Origin of the sequence: Dactylosporangium sucinum, assembly GCF_014647515.1 — a bacterium.
In the GTDB taxonomy this organism is placed as follows: domain Bacteria; phylum Actinomycetota; class Actinomycetes; order Mycobacteriales; family Micromonosporaceae; genus Dactylosporangium; species Dactylosporangium sucinum.
This window is the reverse complement of record NZ_BMPI01000074.1, coordinates 34,653-51,179: the sequence shown is the minus strand read 5'-3', so window position 1 is coordinate 51,179 and position 16,527 is coordinate 34,653. Positions and strand designations below refer to the sequence as shown.

Annotated in this window: 13 protein-coding genes and 1 riboswitch; of the genes, 5 read left to right on the top strand and 8 right to left on the bottom strand. The window is 71.5% G+C overall.

Features of this window, described 5'->3' with window-relative positions:
• The first annotated feature begins 217 nt into the window (after positions 1–217).
• Positions 218–1,570 carry a GAF domain-containing sensor histidine kinase gene (locus tag IEZ31_RS46310; protein ID WP_190256543.1) on the top strand — a complete coding sequence of 451 codons (1,353 nt, stop codon included), beginning with the start codon at positions 218–220 and terminating at the stop codon, positions 1,568–1,570.
• Between the two features lie 202 nt (positions 1,571–1,772).
• Here the strand turns inward: IEZ31_RS46310 and IEZ31_RS46305 are convergent, their stop codons facing one another.
• Both IEZ31_RS46305 and IEZ31_RS46300 read right to left on the bottom strand, forming a co-directional pair.
• Positions 1,773–2,981 (bottom strand): Dyp-type peroxidase, encoded by a 1,209-nt coding sequence (locus IEZ31_RS46305; protein ID WP_190256542.1) that lies wholly within the window; start codon positions 2,979–2,981, stop codon positions 1,773–1,775.
• 2 nt (positions 2,982–2,983) lie between these two features.
• Positions 2,984–3,502 (bottom strand): copper chaperone PCu(A)C, encoded by a 519-nt coding sequence (locus IEZ31_RS46300; RefSeq protein WP_190256541.1) that lies wholly within the window; start codon positions 3,500–3,502, stop codon positions 2,984–2,986.
• 122 nt (positions 3,503–3,624) lie between these two features.
• Between IEZ31_RS46300 and IEZ31_RS46295 the strand changes: the two genes are divergently transcribed.
• Complete coding sequence (locus IEZ31_RS46295) at positions 3,625–4,170, top strand: copper resistance CopC family protein (protein ID WP_190256540.1); 546 nt, start codon at positions 3,625–3,627, stop codon at positions 4,168–4,170.
• A gap of 55 nt (positions 4,171–4,225) precedes the next feature.
• On the opposite strand, the gene IEZ31_RS46290 is transcribed toward IEZ31_RS46295, so the two are convergent.
• The 5 genes from IEZ31_RS46290 to IEZ31_RS46270 all read right to left on the bottom strand — a co-directional run bounded on the left by IEZ31_RS46290 (position 4,226) and on the right by IEZ31_RS46270 (position 10,846).
• The gene (locus IEZ31_RS46290) at positions 4,226–6,220 is read right to left on the bottom strand and encodes a bifunctional copper resistance protein CopD/cytochrome c oxidase assembly protein (protein ID WP_190256539.1); all 1,995 of its coding nucleotides are present in this window, start codon (positions 6,218–6,220) and stop codon (positions 4,226–4,228) included.
• A gap of 146 nt (positions 6,221–6,366) precedes the next feature.
• Positions 6,367–7,110 carry a CbtA family protein gene (locus tag IEZ31_RS46285; RefSeq protein WP_190256538.1) on the bottom strand — a complete coding sequence of 248 codons (744 nt, stop codon included), beginning with the start codon at positions 7,108–7,110 and terminating at the stop codon, positions 6,367–6,369.
• Positions 7,111–7,125: 15 nt separating this feature from the next.
• Entirely contained in the window at positions 7,126–7,341 is a 216-nt protein-coding gene (locus tag IEZ31_RS46280; protein WP_190256537.1) for a CbtB domain-containing protein, read from the bottom strand.
• Positions 7,342–7,544: 203 nt separating this feature from the next.
• Positions 7,545–8,522: a ribonucleotide-diphosphate reductase subunit beta gene (locus IEZ31_RS46275; RefSeq protein ID WP_190256549.1), complete on the bottom strand. Its 978-nt coding sequence runs from the start codon at positions 8,520–8,522 to the stop codon at positions 7,545–7,547.
• Positions 8,523–8,539: 17 nt separating this feature from the next.
• Positions 8,540–10,846 (bottom strand): ribonucleoside-diphosphate reductase subunit alpha, encoded by a 2,307-nt coding sequence (locus tag IEZ31_RS46270; protein WP_190256536.1) that lies wholly within the window; start codon positions 10,844–10,846, stop codon positions 8,540–8,542.
• Positions 10,847–10,963: 117 nt separating this feature from the next.
• A riboswitch (cobalamin riboswitch) is annotated at positions 10,964–11,173 on the bottom strand.
• 121 nt (positions 11,174–11,294) lie between these two features.
• Between IEZ31_RS46270 and IEZ31_RS46265 the strand changes: the two genes are divergently transcribed.
• Positions 11,295–11,954 carry an MOSC domain-containing protein gene (locus IEZ31_RS46265; RefSeq protein ID WP_190256535.1) on the top strand — a complete coding sequence of 220 codons (660 nt, stop codon included), beginning with the start codon at positions 11,295–11,297 and terminating at the stop codon, positions 11,952–11,954.
• Positions 11,955–11,961: 7 nt separating this feature from the next.
• Here the strand turns inward: IEZ31_RS46265 and IEZ31_RS46260 are convergent, their stop codons facing one another.
• Entirely contained in the window at positions 11,962–13,323 is a 1,362-nt protein-coding gene (locus IEZ31_RS46260) for a short-chain fatty acyl-CoA regulator family protein (RefSeq protein ID WP_268241753.1), read from the bottom strand.
• Positions 13,324–13,602: 279 nt separating this feature from the next.
• Between IEZ31_RS46260 and aceA the strand changes: the two genes are divergently transcribed.
• Positions 13,603–14,868 (top strand): isocitrate lyase, encoded by a 1,266-nt coding sequence (gene aceA / locus IEZ31_RS46255; protein ID WP_190256534.1) that lies wholly within the window; start codon positions 13,603–13,605, stop codon positions 14,866–14,868.
• On the top strand, positions 14,865–16,466 hold the full coding sequence (gene aceB, locus IEZ31_RS46250) for a malate synthase A (protein WP_190256533.1): 1,602 nt from the start codon (positions 14,865–14,867) through the stop codon (positions 16,464–16,466). The genes aceA and aceB overlap by 4 nt, the downstream gene beginning before the upstream one ends.
• Positions 16,467–16,527 lie beyond the last annotated feature (61 nt).

Below are 16,527 nucleotides of genomic sequence, written 5' to 3'. Positions count from 1 at the left end.
TCAGTCAGCTCATGTCGTCGAGACACAGCCGTCTATCTACCGCATCCGACACCGATGATCCACGAGACACGCCCTAGCCGACCTGGCTCGCTCCCGCGCCGCCGAGGCGTCTGAACGCCGTCAGGAAGCCGCCCTCGCCGCCGAGCTGGCCAAACGCGTGCTGTGCGCAGACGACTCGCGCTCGGCGCTCGTCCCGGCGTCACAGCGGCTCGCGCAAGTGCTTGAGCTGCGGTCCGCGGCAATCGAGCTCGATGTGATTCCCGGGGACGGGCAGCGGGCAGCGTTCCCGCTGTGTGACGGTGCGACGCGCCTGGGCACCCTGCTGGTTCCGGCGGGCCTCCCCGAACACACGCTGGAACGCCTGCGGCAACGGGTGGTGCCGACGCTGGAGTCGCTGCTGTGCGCGGCGCGCGACCACGAGACGATCGTCAACTCGCTGAAGGCGAGCCGCACAGAGTCCATCATGCTCACGGAGGAACAGGCCGCGTGGCGGCGCGTGGCCACGCTGGTCGCGCGTGGGGCCTCACTCACCGATGTGTTCGACGCGATGACGGACGAACTCTGCCGGAGCCTCGATCGAGGCCGCACAGCGCTCGTGCGCTACGAGCCGGACTGCACCGCCACCCGCCTTGCGGGTCTCAGCGAGCTGGATGCCCCGACGTCCGTCCCGCTCGACGGGGACAACGTCGTCGGGACGGTACTGCGCACCAGGCGGCCGGCCCGGATCAACAGCTACGACGGCGCCACGGGCCCGGCCGCGGCGGCCGCGCGCGGGCTCGGCATACGCTCAGCGGTGGGCGTTCCCGTCATGGTTCAAGGCCGGCTGTGGGGCGTGCTCGCGGTGATGTCGTTCACGGCCGAGACCATTCCGCCCGCCACCGAAGCGCGCCTGGCCGACTTCAGCGACCTCATCGCCACCGCGATCGCGAACGTCGAGAGTCGCGCGCAGGTCGCCGCTTCTCGCGCGCGCGTTGTCACCGCCGCCGACAACGCACGACGACAGTTCGAACGAGATCTGCACGATAGTGTACTGCAACGTGTCGTCTCGCTCGGGCTCGAACTGAGCATGACCGAGGCATCGATGCCGCCCGAGCTGAACAGGTACAAAGCGCAGCTGTCACATACCGCGCAGGGCCTGAACGGGGTATTCAAGTGCCTGCAGGAGGTCTCGCGGGGCATCCACCCGGCGATCATGTCCAAGGGCGGCCTCGGCGCCTCGATCAAGTCGCTCGCCCGCCGGAGCGCGATTCCGGTGGAGCTGAACCTGAACATCGGCCGGCGGCTGCCCGAACATACCGAGGTGGCCGCGTACTACATCGTGTCCGAAGCGCTCGCCAACGCCGCCATGCACGCCCGGGCGACCATGGTGCACGTCAACGCCGAGGCGGAGGATGCGGTGTTCCGGCTCTCGATTCAGGACGACGGTGTCGGCGGAGCCAGCCTTGGCACGGGAACCGGACTGATCGGCCTGCAGGACCGCGTCGAGGCCCTCGGCGGCCACATGGAAGTCGTGAGCCCGGCCAGACACGGCACGGCGCTACTGGTCAAGATCCCGATCGACGAGTCATGAGCGCCCGGCTGCGGCATCAGCTGCCGTTCCCATGGCCGTCAGGCCCATGTGATGCTCGTCCGCCGCCACGGCCGCCTTCGGGATCGAACCGACCTCGACCGACGAAGCGCTGCGGGAGACCATCGAGGGCCTGCGCGCCGACTCGAACGCGACGACCCACTGAGCCCGGCAGCAGCGCGGGGTGCCCGTGCTGCCGCCGTCCTCAGGCGAGCAGTCCCTGGCCGATCCAGCCGTCCGGCTCGCAGCCCGGTGGGACGGCGAAGACGGCGGAGCCGATCGGGGTGATCCATTCGTTGAGGAGGTCGGCCTCGGCGAGGTTGCGCTGGATGGGCAGGAACTGGGCGCCGATGTCGCGCTGGTAGGCGGCGAAGATGAGGCCGGTGTCGGCGGTGCCGTCGGGGCCGGGCGGTTCGTCGTAGTTGTAGGGGCGGCGGAAGATGCGCTGCCGGTCGCCGACCACGTGGGCGCGGGCGACGTGGGAGAACTCGGAGATGACGGGGAAGCCGATGGGGTTCTTCGCGGCGAAGTCGGGCGGGTCGTTCTCGCGTTGCCCGGTGAGCGGGGCGCCGTCGGTGAGGCGGCGGCCGACGGCGAACTCCTTGCCGACGGTGTCGGCGGCGTCCCAGGCCTCCAGCTCCGCCCGGATGCGGCGCACGACCACGGTGGTGCCGCCGTGCAGCCACTGTGGACCGTCATCGGTCCAGACGGCACCGGCGAAGACGGCGGAGCCAGGGGCCGGGTTGCCGGTGCCGTCGAGCTGGCCGAGGACGTTGCGCTGGGTGACGCCGTCGTCCTGCATGCCCCGGCCGCGGCGGAAGCCGCGCTGCGTCCAGCGGACCGTGGCGAACGAGCGGCTGTCCTTGACCAGCATCCGTTGCGCGTGGGCGACGGTGACCGGGTCGTCGGCGCAGATCTGGATCAGCAGGTCGCCGCCGGACCACCGCTCCTGCAGCTTGTCGATGGCGAAGGCGGGCAGCGGCTGGAGGGTTGCGGGGCGCTGCGCGGCGAGGCCGGCGGCGTCGAACAGGCGCGGGCCGAAGCCGAAGGTGACGGTGAGGCGGGCCGGCACGTGGGCGAGCTCGGGCTGGCCGTCGGCGAGCGGCGCCGTGCCCCGGGTGAGGCGGGCGGCGTCGTCGGTGAGCAGCCGCATCAGCCGCCCGAGGGCGGCGCGGTCGACGTCCGGGCGGAGGTCGAGCGCCAGGAACGTCGCGTGGGCCTGCGCGGGCGTCTCGACGCCGGCCTGGTGCCGGCCGTGGAACGGCACGGCCTGGGCTCCGTAGTCCACAGTGGACTTCGGCGGTGCCGGCGCTTCCCCGGTGACGGCGGCACCGGTGAGGACGCCGCCGACGGTGAGGGCGCCTCCGGTCAGCACAGCGCGCCGGCTGACCGGGGGCACGGAACGGCCGGCCACCGTCAGCCCATGCCGGGCATGTAGGACTCGCTGCCACCGGCGAAGTCCTTGCCCAGGGCGGAGAACTGGACCGTGCCGCCGTCCTTGAGGGTGAGCGTGACCGTCACCTGGTCGCCGGGCTTCACCGGGGTGGTGACGTCCATGAGCATGAAGTGGTCGCCGCCTGGCTTGAACTCGTGGCTGCCGTTGGCGGGGATGACGAAGCCGCCCTCCTTGGGCTTCATCGCCATCGCCCCGTCGACCATCGTGGTCTCGTGCAGCTCCACCTTCGGTGACGCGGTGGAGGTGGCCGACACGACCACGACGTCCTTGCCGGTGGTGTTCACCACGGTCCCGTACGCCGCGGACATGCCGGACTGGGCCGTCTTCACCCACGGATCCTTCACGACGAGGGCGGCCTGTGCCGGAGCGGACTGCGCCGGCGGCGTGGTGCCCGGCGACTCGCCGGACCCGCAGGCGGCCAGGGAGAGCACGAGGACCGCACCGGCGGTGCCGAGCAGACTGCGGCGGCGCAACGACATCGGACATCCTTTGCGGAGACGGGATACGACAAGTAGTCGCCCGGAAGTCCCGGCAAGTTCCCGGCATTTTCCAGCCGACCCCGGCGGATCCGTTGCGGCGGCGGCGAGTCAGGATGGAGCGCATGCGACTGCCTGTGACCGTCCGGGCGCTGCTGGCCGCCGCGGCGGCCGCGACGCTCCTCCTGCTTGCCCCGGCTCAGCCGGCGTGGGCGCACGCCAAGCTGCTCAGGACCGACCCGGCCGACGGCGCCACCGTCACCGCACCGGTGGCGGCGGTGACGTTCACCTTCAACGAGATGGTGCAGCAGCGGTTCAGCACCGTGGTGGTGACCGGCGCCGACGGCGCCTCCTACAGCGACGGCGCGCCGAGGTCGGTGGACAAGACCCTGACGCAGCCTTTGAAGCCGCTGCCCGGCGGGGCCGTGCGCGTCGCCTGGCGGACCGTGTCGGCGGACGGGCACCCGATCGAGGGCCAGTTCACGTTCACCAATGCGGCGGCGGCACCGTCGAGCGCCGCCCCGCCACCATCGACGCCCGGCGCCGCACCGGCCACTGTGGACAGTGTGGGTGGCCGGGCGTGGGGCGTCGCCGGTGCGGTGGTGCTGGTGGTGGTGCTGCTGCTGGCCGGCGGCGCCCTGTGGTGGCGCCGCCGCACCAGCGCCGGCTGAGGTCCCGGCCCACCGCAACGCCACGGCGGTCCGGTCGTCGGCCGGTTCCCGGTGTTCAGAGACGCTCGGCGGCCTCCGCCGCCCGGCGCAGAAACGCGTTGTACCGGGCCAGGTCGTCCTCCTCCCCCGTCGCCTCGGCCCGGTCCGCCGCCCGGTCGAGGCGGCGCTGCTCGCGCTCGTCGGCCCGGACCCAGCGCACCACCAGCAGCAGGAGGATCGCCACCGCCGGCAGCTCGCCGAACCCCCAGGCGAGGCCGGCGCCGACCCGCTGGTCGGCGAGCAGGTCGCCGGCCCACGCCGGGTGCACGACGGTGTACCAGTCGGCGGCGATGACGGTCCGCGACTGCATGAGGGCGACACCGAGGAACGCGTGGAACGCCATCCCCGCGAAGTGCACGAGCACGAGGATCGGCGGCGCGACCACCCGGCGGCCGGGGTCGACGCCGATGAGCACCCAGAAGAACAGGTACCCGGCCAGCACGAAGTGCACGAGCATCCCGAGGTGTCCCAGGTGGTACCGCATGAGCGTGCCCAGCAGGTCACTGAAGTACAGCGCGTACAGGCTCACGACGTACACCGCGAGCGCCACCACGGGGTGCGACAGCACGCGCAGCGCCCGGCTGTGCAGCACGAGCAGCAGCCAGTCCCGCGCGCCGCGCACCGTCGGGTCGGCCGGCGGCCGCAGCGCGCGCAGCGCGAGCGTGACCGGCGCGCCGCCGACGAGCAGGATGGGCACCACCATCGCCAGCACCATGTGCTGCGCCATGTGCGCGCTGAACAGCACGTAGGCGTAGCGGGCGAACCCGCCCACGGTGAACGCCGCCAGCAGCAGGATCCCGCCCAGCCAGCTGGCGGTCCGCGCGACCGGCCACCGGTGCCCGTCCCGGTGCAGCCGCCAGACGCCCGCGACGTACGCCGTGGCGCCGAGCGCCACGACCGCGATGAAGAACCCGTCGAGCAGCGGCGGCCAGAACACCCGCACGGCGCTCAGCGGCGCGGGCGCGGCGAAGCCGAGCAGGTCCGTGACCGGGTCGGTGTCGACCGGGTTCGTCGGCACCGGCGTCGGCGTGCGCGACAGCGCGACCGCCAGGCCCAGGGTCGCGGCGAACACCAGCAGCTCACCCGCGGCCAGCCGCCGGAACGCGCCGGGCCGCTGCCGGTCCAGCGCCGGCAGCGTCCGCCGCCGGTGGAGCGCCCCCACCGCGCCGACGGCCAGCAGCGCCGCGGCCTTGCCGAGGACGAGCAGCCCGTACCGCGAATGCCACAGCTCGCCGAAGGACCCGAGCCGCACGGCCGCGTTCGCCACCCCGCTCAGCGCGACCGCGGCCCAGCAGCCGAGGGCGAGCCGGCTGTACCCGCGGGCGGCGACCGCGAGGGCCGCGTCGCGGCGCAGGGAGAGCAGCGCGGCGAGCCCGCCGACCCACAGCGCGGCGGTGAGGATGTGCACGGCGAGGCTGGTGACGGCGAGCTGGTGGTTGCCGGCGCCGGCCGAGTGCCCGGTCAGGGCCGGCGGCACCAGCGCGACGCAGGCCAGCAGCGCCACCACGGCGGCGCCGGTGCGGGTGAGCACCAGCCGGCAGGCGACCGCCACGACGAGGGCGACGCACGCCTGGACGAGGGCCGCCCGCCCCTGCGCCACCGACCAGGCGAGACTGCGCACCCCGGCGAACGTGACCTCGGTGACCGGCACGCCGAGCAGGTCGGCCAGCGTCAGCGGCAGCATCGCGAGGGCGGCCAGCAGCCATGCGGCCGCCCACCACGCGGCCCGGCGCAGCATCCGGTACGCGGCCGGGCCGAGCAGCTGCCCGTCGCCGCCGGGCAGCAGGAACGCGGCCGTGACGCACCACCCGACGGTCAGCACGCCGGCGACGTCGAGACCGGCGCGCACCAGCGGCAGGCCCCACGTCGTGACCGGCCCCGGGTCGGGCAGGCCGGCGACGGCCCGCCCGGTGACGCCGCCACCCCAGCGCAGGGCGATCACGAGCGTCGCGGCGAGCAGCACGGCAGCGCCGAGGGCCACCGTCCCACGGCGCGACAGGTACTGACGCATCACGATCTAGCGTGCACGAGCTTGTTCATCACGCAGTTGGTCGGTGGAACTGCCGCCGAAGTTCCCGTCGAACGCAGCGCCGAGTGGACATTGTCGACCGCGCTCGTGAGCGGTGGGGCCGGACGACCCCACCGCTCGCGAGACGGTCAGACGGTGACCGGCGTGACGGCCGCGGGCACGGTCCGCTGCTGGCTGCGCTCGGTGAGGTACCCGAAGAGCAGGCCGAGCGTGGCCCACATGACGGCCTGCGTGCCGAGCGACGCCAGGCGGAACTGCCACAGCAGGATCGGCGAGAAGCCCTCGGGGACCTCGTTGACGCCCGGCAGCAGCGCGACGGCGACGCCGGTGACGACGACCGCGCCGAGCGCGGCGACCGTCGTGGCGTTCCAGGTCCCCAGGCGGGGCTGGAGCATCCGCGCGACGAGCAGCGTGCCGACGACCACGGCGACGCCGATGACGAGCATCAGGAAGTACAGGCCGGTGCGCTGCTGCAGCGTGTCGGGGTTGCCGGTCGCCGGGGGGTTCGCCGGGTACTTCAGGAACGGGATCAGCGCGACCCCGGTGAAGCCGGCGAGGGCGACGATCCCGGCGGTGGCGCGGGCGGACAGCTTGCCGAGCCGGCCGACGGCGATCGCGACGGCGATCGCGAACAGGCCGCCGAGGGCGATGCCGTAGACGAGGTTGGCGACGCCGAGGCCCAGCGTGCTCTGGACCGTGCGGCTCACCGCCTCGTGCCCGGCCTCACCGTCGTGGGCGGCGTGGGCCTCCTCGAACGCGATCGCGTCGTTGATGGAGCCCTCGCCGAACAGGTAGGCGAAGACGAACGCGGCGATGCCGGCGGCGATCCCGACGAGCATGCCGCGGACGAGCAGGGTGCGGGCGGACAGCATGATGTCGGTCCCCGCTCAGTGGCAGGGGAAGCCGAGCAGGTGCCGGCCGTCGTGGACGAACTCGTGCACGTTCTCGCCGGAGAACACCGAGGTGATGCCCTGTTCGGCGCCGACGAAGTACAGCAGCACGACCGCGAGGACGGCGCCGAAGATCGCCCACGGGGCGATCTGCCGGAGCGGGATGGGCGCCGGCGCGGTGGCGGTGCCCGGCGTGGTGGAGATGGTTGCCATGATGTGCAGCCCTTCTGTGGGATAGCGCGTCCCGTGAGCGGTTGTTCGTGACGATGTCCGGGTCTGGCTTCCGCCGTTTTGGGGCGGTTACAGTGGCGCGACCGCGCCGGGATTCCACCGGCTTCCGCGCACCGTCACGTTCCGGACGGTACGGTCAGCGTTGCTGCCTGTCAATCGATGTGAAGATCACTACAGCGTGGTCGTCAGAAGTCGTCGTCGAAGCTCACCGTGCCGGTGACGCCGACCTGGTAGGCCGACACCCGCCGTTCGAAGAAGTTCGACAGTTCCTGGACGTCCTGCAGTTCCATGAATGCGAAGGGGTTGCGGCTGCCGTAGAGCGGGGCCATGTCCAGCAGGGCGAGGCGGCGGTCGGCGACGTGCTGGAGGTATTCGCGCATGTCGGCGGGGGAGAGGCCGGAGATGCCCTGTTCGAGCAGGTCGGCGGCGAACTGGACCTCGCAGTCGACGGCTTCGGCGAGCATGTCGCGGACCTGCTGTTCCATTGCGTCGTCGAACAGGTCGGGTTCCTCGGCGCGGACGGTGTCGACGACGTCGAACGCGAAGGCCATGTGCATGGACTCGTCGCGGAACACCCAGTTGGTGCCCGAGGCGAGGCCGTGCAGGAGGCCGCGGGAGCGTAGGTAGTAGACGTAGGCGAAGGCGCCGTAGAAGAACAGGCCCTCGATGCAGGCGGCGAAGCAGATGAGGTTGAGCAGGAATGCCCGCCGGTCGTCTTTCGACGCGAGTGAGCGCAGGTCGTGGATGGAGTTGATCCATTTGAAGCAGAACTCGGCCTTGCGGGCGATCGAGGGGATGTTCTCCACGGCGGCGAACGCCTCGAACCGGGCCTGTTCGTCGGGCACGTAGGTGTCGAGGAGGTTCAGGTAGAACTGGACGTGCACGGCCTCCTCGAACAGTTGCCGGGACAGGTAGAGGCGGCCCTCGGGCGAGTTGACGTGCTGGTACAGGTTGAGCACGAGGTTGTTCGCGACGATCGTGTCGCCGGTGGCGAAGAACGCCACCAGCCGGGAGACGAGGTGCTGCTCGGCGGCGGAGAGCTTGGACAGGTCGGCGAGGTCGGAGTGCAGGTCGACCTCCTCGACGGTCCAGGTGTTCTTGATGGCGTCCTTGAACCGTTCGAAGAACCGGGGGTAGCGCATGGGCCGCAGGGTCAGGTCCATGCCGGGGTCGAGGAGGCTCACTGGCAGGCCTCGCACGACTCGGGGTTCTCCAGGGAGCACGCGACGGCGTCGACGGGTGCGATCACGGACACGGTGGCCTGCTGGATGCGGGTTGCGGGGCGTGACCGCAGGTAGTAGGTGGTCTTCAAGCCGGCCTTCCAGGCGTGCAGGTACATCGAGGAGAGCTTGCCGATCGTGGGGGCGCTCATGAACAGGTTCAGGGACTGGGACTGGTCGATGTAGGGTGCGCGGGCGGCGGCCAGGTCGATGAGGGCCCGCTGGGGCAGTTCCCATGCGGTGCGGTACAGCTCCCGCACGTCGGTGGGCAGCTCGGTGATGGCCTGGACGGAGCCCTCGGCCCGCTTGATCTGGTCCCGGACGGCCGCGGTCCACAGTCCGCGGGCCTTGAGTTCGCGGACCAGGTAGGTGTTGATCTGCAGGAACTCCCCGGACATCGTCTCGCGCTTGAACAGGTTGGACACCTGCGGTTCGATGCACTCGTAGCAGCCGGCGATCGAGGCGATGGTGGCGGTCGGGGCGATGGCGATGAGCAGCGAGTTGCGCAGGCCGGTCGCGGCGATCCGGGCCCGTAGCGCGGTCCAGCGCTGGTCCTCGGTCGGGGCGTCCCAGAGGTCGGGGTGCAGTTCGCCGCGGGCGGCGCGGGTCTCGGCGAATGCCGGGTGGGGGCCGAAGCGGGCGGCCAGCTCCGCCGAGGTCTCCAGGGCGGTGAGGAAGATCTCCTCCTGCACCCGCGTCGACAACGAGCGTGCCTCGGCGGAGTCGAACGGCAGCCGCAGGGTGAACAACGCGTCCTGCAGGCCCATGAGGCCGAGGCCGACCGGGCGCCAGCGCGGGTTGGACGCCGCCGCCTGCTGCGAGGGGTAGTAGTTGATGTCGATGACCCGGTCGAGGAAGACGACCGCGGTGCGGACGGTGTCGCGCAGCCGTTCCCAGTCGACGCCGTCGGCGGTGACGTGCGCGCCGAGGTTGATCGAGCCGAGGTTACACACGGCGGTCTCGTCGTCGGAGTTGACCTCGAGGATCTCGGTGCACAGGTTCGACAGGTGGATGGTGTTGCCGGGCGTGCCGGTCTGGTTCGACAGGGCGTTGGCGCGGTCCTTGAACGTCATCCAGCCGTTGCCGGTCTGGGCCAGGGTCCGCATCATCCGGCCGTACAGGTCGCGGGCCTTGACGGTGCGTACCGCGTGCTTCTCGGCGGCCCGGTAGGCCTCGTCGAACTCGCCGCCGAACAGGTCCGGCAGCTGCGGGGCGTCGGACGGGTCGATCAGGGACCAGTCCTCGTCGGCCTCGACGCGGCGCATGAACTCGTCGGGGATCCAGTTGGCGAGGTTGAGGTTGTGGGTGCGGCGGGACTCTTCGCCGGTGTTGTCGCGCAGCTCCAGGAACTCCTCGACGTCCGGGTGCCACGGCTCCAGGTACACACAGGCCGCGCCCTTGCGCCGCCCGCCCTGGTTGACCGCGGCGACGCCGGCGTCGAGCGTCTTGAGGAACGGCACGATCCCGTTCGAGCGACCGTTGGTGCCGCGGATGAGCGCGCCCCGCCCGCGGACCCGCGACCAGGAGATCCCGATCCCGCCGGAGAACTTCGACAGCCTCGCCACCTGGTGGTACCGCTCGTAGATCGAGTCCAGCTCGTCGCGCGGCGAGTCGACGAGGAAGCACGAGGACATCTGCGTGTGCCGGGTGCCCGAGTTGAACAGCGTCGGCGAGCTCGGCAGGTACGCCAGGGACGACATCAGCCGGTAGAAACCGATCGCCTCGCCCGGCGTCTGCGACAGCCCGCACGCCACGCGCAGCAGCCAGTACTGCGGGGTCTCCACGACCAGCCGGTCCTGCGGGTGGCGCAGCAGGTACCGGTCGGCGACCGTGCGCAACCCGAAGTACTCGAAGCGCAGGTCACCGTCGAGGTCGACGGCATCGTCGAGCTTACGGGCGTTGGCGGCCACGAACGCGGCGGCCTCCTCACCGATCAACCCGAGCTGATGGCCGTACCGGATCGACTGGCTGAAACTGGCCACGCCCTGCCCGCGCACCTCCTTGTCGACGTACGCCGCGAGCAGCCGCGCCGCGAGCCGCGAATACTGCGGCTCCTCCCCGATCAGCTCCGCCGCGGTCTGGATCGACAGCTTGTCCAGCTCAGCGGTGCTCGCCCCGTCGTAGAGGCCGCTGATCGTCTTGGTGGCGACCCGCAGCGGGTCGACCTCGTCCAGGTCACCGACCCACCGCTCAACCGCCTTGACAATCTTGCCGACGTCGACCGGCTCCAGATCGCCGTTGCGCTTGCGCACCCGCATCGATGTCATCGTGTCCCCCTCGTCCACGCACTCACGAAGGCCGGACGCGCGCAGGGGGACGCCACCAGGAAGGCCCTGGTCGATGGCGTCGGCCGTCCCGCGCGGCCTCCGACCACCGCGGACCGGTCGGCCCGCGGTGCGCTGGCAGGTCTTCGGACTCGCGGGCATGACCGAGGTCGCCTACCGGCCGTCGCTTCCCAGACCTCACGGCCCAGTGCTCAATGACGGCTTTCGTTCCCACTCACCGCTGCGGGGCAGTCCCGGACTTCCACCGGGTTCCCTGTTGCCACGGCCGCCCCGCGAAGGGCCGGCCGAACCAGCTGCGGGCAACACCATATATGGGAATCACCGCGAAGGCGAAACACCAGATGTGGTTCGGCGTGTCGCGCTCGTCCCATCACGGGCGGTGGTGGAAATTGTGCGGCGCGCGGTGGCCAGGACGGTTACGTTGTCGGGCGTGAGCAGGATTGTTTCGGTCAACCTGGCGGTGCCGGAGCCCAACCCGGCCAAGGGCGGTCTCACGGGCATCAACAAGCGGCCGGTCGATCGCCTGGTCACCGTGCGCGCGCCGGGGCCCAGGACGACCGGGTTGCACACCGGCCTGGTCGGTGACCAGATCTTCGACATCGAGCACCACGGCGGCGACGACCAGGCCGTCTACGCGTATGCGCGGGAGGACTACGACTGGTGGCAGGCGCGGCTGAGCCGCCGGCTCGCCAACGGGCTCTTCGGCGAGAACCTGACGACCGAGGACGTCGATGTCAACGGCGCGGTCATCGGCGAGCGGTGGCGCATCGGTCCGCGGCTGGTCCTCCAGCCGACGTTCGGCCGCATCCCGTGCGCCACGTTCCAGCACAAGATGGGCGAGCCGCGCTGGGTGAAGACCTTCACCCGGGCGAACCGCCCGGGCGCGTACCTGCGGGTGCTGGTGCCGGGCGAGATATGGGCCGGCGATCCGGTGACCGTGGAGGACCGCCCGGCGCACGGGGTGACGATCGCGCAGGCGTTCCGGGCGTACATGACCGAGCCGCAGCTGCTGCCCGAACTGGTCGCGATCGACGGGCTGCCCGACGACCTGCGCGAGACCCTCGCGGAGCGGCTTCCCCAGCGGCGGTAGCGCCTCGTCACGTGCCCTTGAGCGGATACGGGATGAAGGTGCTGCGGTTCTCGTCCAGGTCGAGGCGGCCGCTGATCGGTGCGGCTGCCCGCTGGGGGCAGGTCGCGCGCTCGCACGTCTTGCAGCCCGGGCCGATCGGCGTGGCCGCGTCGGCGTCGTGCAGGTCCATGCCCGTCGAGTACACCAGCCGGGCGGCGTGCTTGATCTGGCAGCCGAGGCCGATCGCGTACATCTTGCCGGGCTGGCCGTAGCCGCCGTGATGCCGGATGACGGTGCGGGCGATCCAGAGGTACCGCTGCCCGTCCGGCATCGCCGCGACCTGCGTGACCACGCGCCCCGGCGAGGAGAACGCCTCGTAGACGTTCCACAGTGGACAGGTCCCGCCGGTGCGCGAGAACGGGAAGCCCGTCGCCGACTGCCGCTTCGACAGGTTCCCGGCCCGGTCGACCCGCACGAACGAGAACGGCACGCCCCGCGCCCGCGGGCGTTGCAGCGTGCTCAGGCGGTGGCAGATCGTCTCCCAGCCCATCGCGAAGTGCTCGGTGAGCAGGTCGATGTCGTAGCGGCGGGTCTCCGCGGCGGTGAGGAACTGCTCGTAGGGCAGGATGAGCGCGGCGGCGAAGTAGTTGGCCAGCCCGACCCGGGTGAGGATCTGGGTCTGGACGTCGTCGAACCGCTCCTCCTCGATGATCTCGTCGATGACGTCGGCGTACTCCAGCAGCGCCAGCTGGGCCGCCATCCGCATCGCCTCCTGCCCGGCCCGCATCGATGTCGACAGGTGCAGCGTGCGGGTCTGCGGGCGGTAGCGGTGCAGGTCGCCGCCGAGGGACTGGGCGTCGTCGTGGATGACCCGGATGCCGTGCCGCTCGGTGAGCCGGTTGCGCAGCGTGGTGCGGATCCCGCCGGGGCGCAGCCCGGTCTGCGCGGCGAGCGCCTCGGCCGCCTCGTCGAGGTCGGGCACGTAGTTCTGCCGCCGGTAGAAGAACTCGGTCACCTGGTCGTGCGGGCTGCGGCCGAGCTCGCCACGGTCGCCGACGAGCTCGGTGAGCTGGTCGGCCACCTGCCGGTAGCGGCGGTGCAGCTCGATCACCGACGTGGCCAGCTCGGGCAGCCGGGTGGCCAGCTCGGTGAGGTCGGCGACGCTGCCGCCACCGGGCAGGGCCTCACGCAGCCCGGCGACGAGCTGCGGGGTGTCGTGCGGGGCGAAGACGGCCGGGTCGACGCCGAACAGCTCGGTGGCCCGGATGAGCACCGGCGCCGTCAGCGGCCGCACGTCGTGCTCGATCTGGTTGAGGTAGCTCGGCGAGATCGCCAAGTGCCGGGCGAGGTCGGTCTGGCTCAGCCCGTGGTCCTCCCGCAGCCGGCGCAGCCGCGCACCGGCGAAGATCTTGGTGATGGCCGCTCACCTCCTCCGACGAGTGTTATAGCACTGCTGTGAAATGGCGAATTCGCAAGTTGGCAAGGTTGCCCCGGAAATTAGCAGGAATTCGCCTCATGCGTCTCTCGACCGGCCCGCGCCGCCGTGTGACGGTGAAAGTACCCACCACATGAGCAGCGGACCAGCGATGTTCCGCTCGGTCGCCCGTGCGCTGGGCCCCGCCGGCGGCGCACGGGCGACCACACAGCACCTGCGAACGAGGAGTATGCGATGAACGCGGTCGAACTTTTGCGGCAGGAATGGGCCACCGACCCCCGCTGGCAGGGGGTGCGGCGCAGCTACGGCCCCGAGGACGTGGTGCGGTTGCGCGGCGCCGTCCAGGAGGAGCACACCCTGGCCCGGCTCGGCGCGCAGCGGCTCTGGCAGCAGTTGCACGACGAGGACTACATCCACGCGCTCGGGGCGCTCACCGGCAACCAGGCCGTCCAGATGGTCCGGGCCGGGCTCAGGGCCATCTACCTGTCGGGCTGGCAGGTGGCCGCCGACGCCAACCTGGCCGGCCACACGTACCCCGACCAGAGCCTCTACCCGGCCAACTCGGTGCCGGCGGTGGTCCGCCGAATCAACAACGCCCTGCTGCGGGCCGGGCAGATCACGACCGCCGAGGGCGACACGTCGACCGACTGGCTGGTCCCGATCGTGGCCGACGCCGAGGCCGGCTTCGGTGGCGTGCTGAACGCCTACGAGCTGATGACCGGCATGATCGTGGCGGGCGCCGCCGGCGTGCACTGGGAGGACCAGCTCGCGTCCGAGAAGAAGTGCGGCCACCTGGGCGGCAAGGTGCTCATCCCGACCGGCCACCACATCCGGACCCTGGAGGCGGCCCGGCTGGCCGCGGACGTCGCCGGCGTGCCGTCGCTGATCGTGGCCCGCACCGACGCGCAGGCCGCCACGCTGCTCACCAGCGACGTGGACGAGCGCGACCAGCCGTTCGTCACCGGCGAGCGCACCGCGGAGGGCTTCTACCGGTTCCGCAACGGCGTCGACGCGTGCATCGCCCGCGGCCTGGCCTACGCGCCCGTCTCCGACCTGCTGTGGATGGAGACCAGCACGCCCGACCTGGAGGTCGCGGCCCGGTTCGCCGAGGCGATCAAGGCGCAGTTCCCGGACCAGATGCTGGCGTACAACTGCTCGCCGTCGTTCAACTGGCGCAAGCACCTCGACGACGCCACCATCGCCAAGTTCCAGCGGGAGCTCGGCCACATGGGGTACAAGTTCCAGTTCATCACCCTCGCCGGCTTCCACGCGCTGAACTACTCGATGTTCGACCTGGCCCGCGGCTATGCGACCGAGGGCATGCCGGCCTACGTCGCGCTGCAGGAGCGGGAGTTCGCCGCCGAGGCCGACGGCTACACCGCGGTGAAGCACCAGCGCGAGGTCGGCACGGGGTACTTCGACCTGATCAGCACGGTCCTCAACCCCGCCGCCGAGACCACCGCCCTGCGCGGCTCGACCGAAGCGGAGCAGTTCGCATGAGGTACAAAATCATCGGCCCGATGGCCGATCGCTACGACGAGGTCCTCACCCCCGAGGCGCTGGACTTCCTGGTCGCCCTCGACGGCCGGTTCGCCGGCCGCCGGGTGGCGCTGCTGGACACCCGGCGGGCCCGCCGGGCCCGGTTCGCCTCCGGGCAGCTGCCCGACTTCCGGCCCGACACCGTGCACATCCGGCAGAACCCGGCCTGGCGGGTGGTGCCGCCGGCGGCGGGCCTGACCGACCGGCGGGTCGAGATCACCGGCCCGCCGGACCGCAAGATGACGATCAACGCGCTGAACTCGGGCGCGCGCGTGTGGCTCGCCGACTTCGAGGACGCCACCGCGCCGACCTGGGACAACGTGATCGGCGGGCAGCTGAACCTGATCGACGCGCTCGACGGGCGCATCGACTTCACCTCGGGTGGCAAGCGGTACGCCCTCGGCGCCCCGGTCGGCGAGCTGGCCACGATCGTGGTCCGCCCGCGCGGCTGGCACCTCGTGGAGAAATGGATCGTCGTCGACGGCCGGCCCATCTCGGCCAGCCTCGTCGACTTCGGCCTGTACTTCTTCCACTGCGCCCGGCGGCAGCTCGCCGCCGGCAAGGGTCCCTACTTCTACCTGCCGAAGCTGGAGGACCACCACGAGGCGCGGCTGTGGAACGACGTGTTCGTCTTCTCCCAGCAGTACCTCGGGCTGCCGCAGCGCACGATCCGCGCGACGACGCTCATCGAGACGATCACGGCGGCGTTCGAGATGGAGGAGATCCTCTACGAGCTGCGTGACCACTCGGCCGGGCTCAACGCGGGCCGGTGGGACTACATCTTCAGCGTCATCAAGAACTTCGGCCAGTGGCCCGAGTTCGTCCTGCCGGACCGCGCCGAGGTCACGATGACGGTGCCGTTCATGCGCGCGTACACCGAGCTGCTGGTGAGCACCTGCCACCGGCGCGGGGCGCACGCGATCGGCGGGATGGCGGCGTTCATCCCGAGCCGCTCCCCCGACGCCAACGCCTCGGCGGTCACCCGTGTCCGCGCCGACAAGGAGCGCGAGGCCGGCGACGGCTTCGACGGCTCGTGGGTCGCCCACCCCGGCCTGGTCGACGTGTGCCGCGACGTGTTCGACGCGGTGCTCGGCGACCGCCCGAACCAGCTCGACCGGCTCCGCGACGACGTCGAGGTCACGCAGACCGAGCTGCTCGCGGTGGACAAGACCCCGGGCCAGGTGACGGCGGCGGGCCTGCGCGCGAACGTCGGGGTGGCGCTGCGGTACATCGACGCCTGGCTCGGCGGCACCGGCGCCGTGGCCCTGTCGAACCTCATGGAGGACGCGGCGACGGCCGAGATCGCCCGCTGCCAGGTGTGGCAGTGGCTGCACCACGGCACGCCCCTGGCCGGCGGTGGCATCGTGACCGAGGGCCTGGTCCGGTCGATCCTGGCCGAGGAGCTGGCCGCGGTGTCCGCCGACCGTGACGCTGCCGGCCGTGCCCGGGCCGAGGCGGCAGCCGGGATCGTGGAGCACACGGCGCTCGCCGAGCCGCTGCCGGCGTTCTTCACCTCGGAGGCGTACTCGCACCACCTCGCCCCGCACGCCGTCGGCTAGGCCGGCACGGGCCGGCGCAGCCTGTCGACCCTCGGCACGGGTCGGTGGGCTCGCGCCGGCG

Bases quoted from the DNA above. Each gene is read 5' to 3' on its own strand.
- IEZ31_RS46300 (WP_190256541.1), bottom strand. From the start codon at position 3,502: ATGTCGTTGCGCCGCCGCAGTCTGCTCGGCACCGCCGGTGCGGTCCTC.
- IEZ31_RS46285 (WP_190256538.1), bottom strand. From the start codon at position 7,110: ATGCTGTCCGCCCGCACCCTGCTCGTCCGCGGCATGCTCGTCGGGATC.
- IEZ31_RS46270 (WP_190256536.1), bottom strand. From the start codon at position 10,846: ATGACATCGATGCGGGTGCGCAAGCGCAACGGCGATCTGGAGCCGGTC.
- IEZ31_RS46290 (WP_190256539.1), bottom strand. From the start codon at position 6,220: ATGCGTCAGTACCTGTCGCGCCGTGGGACGGTGGCCCTCGGCGCTGCC.
- IEZ31_RS46295 (WP_190256540.1), top strand. From the start codon at position 3,625: ATGCGACTGCCTGTGACCGTCCGGGCGCTGCTGGCCGCCGCGGCGGCC.
- aceB (WP_190256533.1), top strand. From the start codon at position 14,865: ATGAGGTACAAAATCATCGGCCCGATGGCCGATCGCTACGACGAGGTC.
- IEZ31_RS46280 (WP_190256537.1), bottom strand. From the start codon at position 7,341: ATGGCAACCATCTCCACCACGCCGGGCACCGCCACCGCGCCGGCGCCC.
- aceA (WP_190256534.1), top strand. From the start codon at position 13,603: ATGAACGCGGTCGAACTTTTGCGGCAGGAATGGGCCACCGACCCCCGC.
- IEZ31_RS46275 (WP_190256549.1), bottom strand. From the start codon at position 8,522: ATGGACCTGACCCTGCGGCCCATGCGCTACCCCCGGTTCTTCGAACGG.